The 4,776-nt window shown below is 64.3% G+C and carries 5 protein-coding genes; all 5 read right to left on the reverse strand.

Going from position 1 to position 4,776, the window contains the following annotated elements; all coding sequences use genetic code 11:
• Nucleotides 1–163 precede the first annotated feature (163 nt).
• Nucleotides 164–292 carry a hypothetical protein gene (locus QM615_RS22315; protein ID WP_256385638.1) on the reverse strand — a complete coding sequence of 43 codons (129 nt, stop codon included), beginning with the start codon at nucleotides 290–292 and terminating at the stop codon, nucleotides 164–166.
• A gap of 179 nt (nucleotides 293–471) precedes the next feature.
• Nucleotides 472–714, reverse strand: a complete 243-nt coding sequence (locus tag QM615_RS22320) for a YgaP family membrane protein (protein ID WP_076599981.1) — start codon at nucleotides 712–714, stop codon at nucleotides 472–474.
• Nucleotides 715–950: 236 nt separating this feature from the next.
• Nucleotides 951–2,252, reverse strand: coding sequence for an APC family permease (locus tag QM615_RS22325; protein ID WP_206499037.1), 1,302 nt, complete (start codon nucleotides 2,250–2,252; stop codon nucleotides 951–953).
• A 65-nt stretch (nucleotides 2,253–2,317) separates the two neighbouring features.
• Nucleotides 2,318–3,799 (reverse strand): multicopper oxidase family protein, encoded by a 1,482-nt coding sequence (locus QM615_RS22330; RefSeq protein ID WP_096905124.1) that lies wholly within the window; start codon nucleotides 3,797–3,799, stop codon nucleotides 2,318–2,320.
• Nucleotides 3,796–4,062 carry an SHOCT domain-containing protein gene (locus QM615_RS22335; RefSeq protein WP_003862069.1) on the reverse strand — a complete coding sequence of 89 codons (267 nt, stop codon included), beginning with the start codon at nucleotides 4,060–4,062 and terminating at the stop codon, nucleotides 3,796–3,798. Before QM615_RS22335 ends, QM615_RS22330 begins: the two co-directional genes overlap by 4 nt.
• Between the last annotated feature and the right edge of the window lie 714 nt (nucleotides 4,063–4,776).

Genomic DNA, 4,776 nt, shown 5'->3' on the forward strand with positions numbered 1-4,776 from the left:
CCATACGGCCACGGTCTCGCGGGTCACCGCTCAGCTATGGGAGACACGCCCTAGTGGCCGCTGCAGCCATCTCGGTGTCCTCCAGCCTTGGAAATCGCGTCGTGCTCGCTCCTGGTCGGTTCAATGCTGAGCCGATTGGATCCCAGGAGCGTGTAGTGGCGGGTTAATGGCCGTGGCCACCGGGCATTGCGAACATCATCAGGCCCATCATCGCCACGCACAGCGCGCCAAACACGATCACTCCGGTGCCTGCGACCCCGGTCACCAGCAGGACCCCGACAAGAACGAGCATCGGGACACAACACGCGAGCATCATCCAACGATGACCGGAGCGTCCGGGCTTCGAGGGCTCGGGCGGGTACTGCTCTTCCAGAGGCCCATCGCTGTAGGGGGAAGCCGACCCCGCAACGGGGGGCTGATCAGGGGGCGCGTCTAGTGGCTGGCGCCGTCGCTCCTGGGGTGATTGCTCGCTCATGAGGGGTGTCCTTTCCGAAGCGGGAGGCGGCCCAATTTTTTGTACAGTGGACAGTGCCCGGTCCCACCAGTGACGATCAGGTCCAGACCAGCCACGATCAACAACAGCTCCACGATCACCGCGCCCGTGGAGTCCGCCTGGCTGAGCAGAATTCCTCCGCCAACGACACCGAGAAGACCCAACACGATGCGAGCGCCCCTTTCGATAGGGGTGATGTTGATACTCCATCTCGCCTGCATCGTTTCCTCCTGGGTGCTCGATCCAGCCCCGAGTGCACGGGACCATTGATCGGTACACCCCCAATCTGCCAAGTGTTTGTGAAGGACGAACTGTCCTTCACGTGAAGGTTCGGTGAAGCCGGTACGGCGTGTGCCACAAGTGTGGGGAGATGCGCGCCTCAACGCGCTCAGCGGACGCGCGTCGTGCGGCCTGAATCGCGCTGGGTTGGTTGGAGTCTCTGGTGTGCTCTGTGTTCTCACTGGTGTTGGTGGTGTCGCACGGCGAGCCACTGGGCGAGGACGATGGCTAGGGCCACTAGCGCGGTGGTGACGAGGGTGAACGGGTCCGATTGGCTCTTGGTGAGCAGGAAGGGCACCAGTACCGCGAGGTCAAGGATGATCGCGAGCAACGGGATCCAGGAGTTGGCGGCGACGTCGTTTTTGAGACGGCGGATGATCCCGAAGTGGATGGCAATGTCCATGGCCAAATACAAGATAGCGCCAAGGGAGGCGATCTGGGAGAGGTCGAAGAAGGCGGCCATCACGATCGCCAGCCCGGCGGTGATGTAGAGCGACTGATGTCCTGGCCGGCCGGGCAGGCCCGGGGCTTGGCCCATTTCTCGGAGCATGTCGTAGAGCTTCGAGACTGAGAATAGGCTCGCGATCAGTCCAGACAGTGTGGCGACCACCGCGATAAGCACGGTTATTCTCATGCCCCAGTCGCCGAACATCGGCTGGGCTGCTTCGGCCAGTGCGTAGTCGCGGGCCTCGATGATCTCTGGCACGGTCAGGCTCGCAGTGACTGCGACGGTGATCAATAGATAGAGCGCCGTGCACAGGGCGATGGAAATAATGATTGAGCGGCCGATATTGCGCTTGGGGTTCTTCAGATCCCCGCCGTGGTTGGTGATCGTGGTGAACCCCTTGTACGCCAGGATGCATAGGGTGACACCGGCGAGAAAGCCCACCCATCCCTGGTCTGGTGGCGTGCGTCCAGCGGCGGTAATGAGCCGGGGCAGGGAGGAGAGTCCCGCGGCGAGGATTCCCGCGATCGCCAGCACCGCGATGCCGACGATCTTGAGCGCTGCGGTGACCGTGGCAGAGCGCTCCACTAGTTGGTTGCCCACCAGGTTCACCAGTGCGGCGCCGGCGATGGCGAGGACGGCCAGCACCGGGACCCACACGTCGGAGTCCTGCATCCCGAACGGTCGCAGCATGTAGGTACCGAAGGTTCGGCCGAGAAGGGACTCGGCGAGGATCATCGACACGTACATGAACAGCGAAACCGAGCCAGCCACGACCCCGGGTCCATACGCGGCTTTGAGTTGCATCGCGATTCCGCCCGAGGAAGGGTTGGTGGCTGAGTAGCGGATGTAGGAGTAGGAGCTGAAGGCCACCACCACTGCCCCGGCAAGGAAGGCCCACGGCATCCACCCCCCGGCCAGCTCGGCGACCTGCCCTACCAGGGCGAAAATGCCCGCCCCGATCATCACCCCCGTCCCGAGCGCAACGGATCCAGTGAGGGTCAGTGAGTTCGAGGACTGGGCGCTGCGATCCATGCGGTACCGTACTTTCTTCTCGTCGGGCGGGGTTGGCGGTGTGCTTGCGGTCGGGTGCGCCGAGTTTAGCGGGCCAGGATCGTGCCCATCATGCCGAGGTCCTCGTGGTCGAGGATGTGACAGTGGTAGACGGTGCGGCCGACGATGTCGTCGAAGGCCACGCGGATGGTGACGCGGCCGAAGGCCGGAATGTTGACCACGTCCTGCCAGGTGGGTGACTCGCCGTCGTCGAGGACTTGCATGGGCCACACGTGCAGGTGCATTGGGTGGTCCATGGGGCTGGTGTTGGTCAGGGTCCATTCCTCCACAGTTCTGGCGCGAACCGTGATGTCGTTTCGGTCGGCGTCGAACTGTCGGCCGTTGATGGTGAACGACATCATCGATTCGGCTCCGCGCATCCCACGGCCCATGCCCATGCCCATGGCGAATTCCAGGGTTCGACGGGCAGTTACCGGTGCGGTGCGCAGGTCCCGCAGGGCCGGTCCTGCGGGCACGGGATCGGGTTCGTCCGCCGGGGGCCCAGTCACGTCCAGCGTGAGCAGACCGATCGGCTCGTCGTCCGCCGGGAACGCACCGGCCATGGGTCCGCCCATCATGCCAGGCATGGCGCCGCGGTCCACCGGGATGCTGAGCAGAGTGGAGGTGCCCTGGCGAGCGTCCACCAGGAGTTCGACTCTGTTTCCGGGAGCCAGCGTCACCTCGGTGAGGTCGACAGGTTCGGGTAGGCGGCCGGTGTCACGGCCGAGCAGGCGCAGAGACTGACCATCCAGGGTCAGGCGCAGGTAGCGGGACGGGCAGGCGTTGACGATCCGCCACTGCTCTCGCTCTCCCGGCGAAGCGGTGGCCCGGGGCCGAACCTGGCCGTTGACCATCACTATCTCGCCTTGACGGCCCATCATCTTCTCGGGCGGGGACGCGGCAGCCGGGTTGCCAGTGCCGTCGAGGGTGATGTCGGAGACGACCAAGGTGCGCTCACGGGACACCGGGACCGGCTCGGGGTCCTCAACAACGATCGCTCCGTAGAGTCCGGCCGCCAGTTGGTCAGCGACATGGCCGTGGTGGTGGGGGTGGTACCAGAAAGTCCCGGGCGGGTGGTCGTTTGGCAGGACGATTTCGTAGTCGAAGGACTCGCCGGGGGAGATGCTGACGAAGGGGTTGTCGCCATTGCCCTCGGGGGAGACGTGCAACCCGTGTACGTGCAGGTTGGTCGGGGTGTCGAGTTCGTTGGCAATCGCCACTCGGATCGTGTCTCCGCCCCGAACGCGCAGGGTGGGGCCTGGGAGTGTGCCGTTGAACGCCTGCACGTTTGCGTTTCGCCCGCCGATCTTGACCCGGGCGGGGGCGGCGACCAACTCCAGATCGAGCACACCGTCCCGACTGGCCACCACGTCCGGCTCGAGAAGGTCGTCACCACCGTCGGAGAAGCCACCACTGTTCGTGGTGTTGCCCTCACTGACGGTCCACCACAGGCCGGCCCCGCCCACGGCGGCGGTGCCGGCCCCTGCCAAACCCAGTGCGAGGAGCTGCCGTCGGGTCAGCTCGCTCACTGCCGTCCCTCGCCCAGAGTGTGTAGTCGCTCCCGGTACTCCTCGGTGGTTAGCTCTCCACGGGCGTAGCGTTCGTCCAGGATCTCTCGCGGCTGGCGCGGGCGTTCCCCGGTTTTGACATGCTCATGCCCTCCGGTCTGGCCCCGGCCGCCGGTGAACGCTTTCGCCAGGACGACGGTGACCACCACCGTGCCCAGAATGACCAAGAGCCAGAAGATCCACATCCAGCCCATTCCCGAACCCATCCCGTTGTTCCACATCATCGCGATCGTCCTTCGCTACTTCTCAGTCCCGAGCGTGTGGCCCGCCGGTGTCTGGGGGGTGGTGGCGCCGGGTGCGGGGCGTGGCGGTCGGTCTGGAGACCGTGGATCGGCATCGGCACCGAGGGTCTGGGTGTGGAGCAGCACGTGCAGGATTCAGCGATCGCTTCCAACGGAAGGTTACTGCGAGGCTGGATAGACATCTTCTCCTCTTCATATTCGTTGCTGGTGCTCACTGGAACACCTCCAATTATACCCCTATGGGGTAGGTGGTTGAACCCGGCTCACCCATCGATTGGTCCCTGGGTGTCTCACGCCTGGGGAGCGGTCCCTGTCAGGGCGACAATGAGGCAGAGCACGCTGGCCCAGAACACGCCCAGGCCAATGGCCACCACGGTTACACTCGCCCACTCCATACCGCGCCCCTGTCTTCCGGTCGAGTTCCACATTGGCCGGTACGCCCGCGTATTTGTGTGGAGATCAGGTGGAGGTCTGATCAAGAATTTCCGCTGGCGAGCTGACACTCAGGACAGGCTGGAACGATCGAGACCATGGTGGAGAACCCTCGTGCCCTCGAAGATGGGGGAAATTTGGGGAAGGGTGAGTTCGCAGAAACTACAGCTCGGCATCGTTTAGTGGCCCTTCATAGTGAAGGGCCCGTTTAGGGCGTGTCTCCCATAGCTGAGCGGTGACCCGCGAGACCGTGGCCGTATGGGA

The sequence above is a fragment of the Rhodococcus sp. IEGM 1341 genome (assembly GCF_030056895.1).
Taxonomy (GTDB): Bacteria; Actinomycetota; Actinomycetes; order Mycobacteriales; family Mycobacteriaceae; genus Rhodococcoides.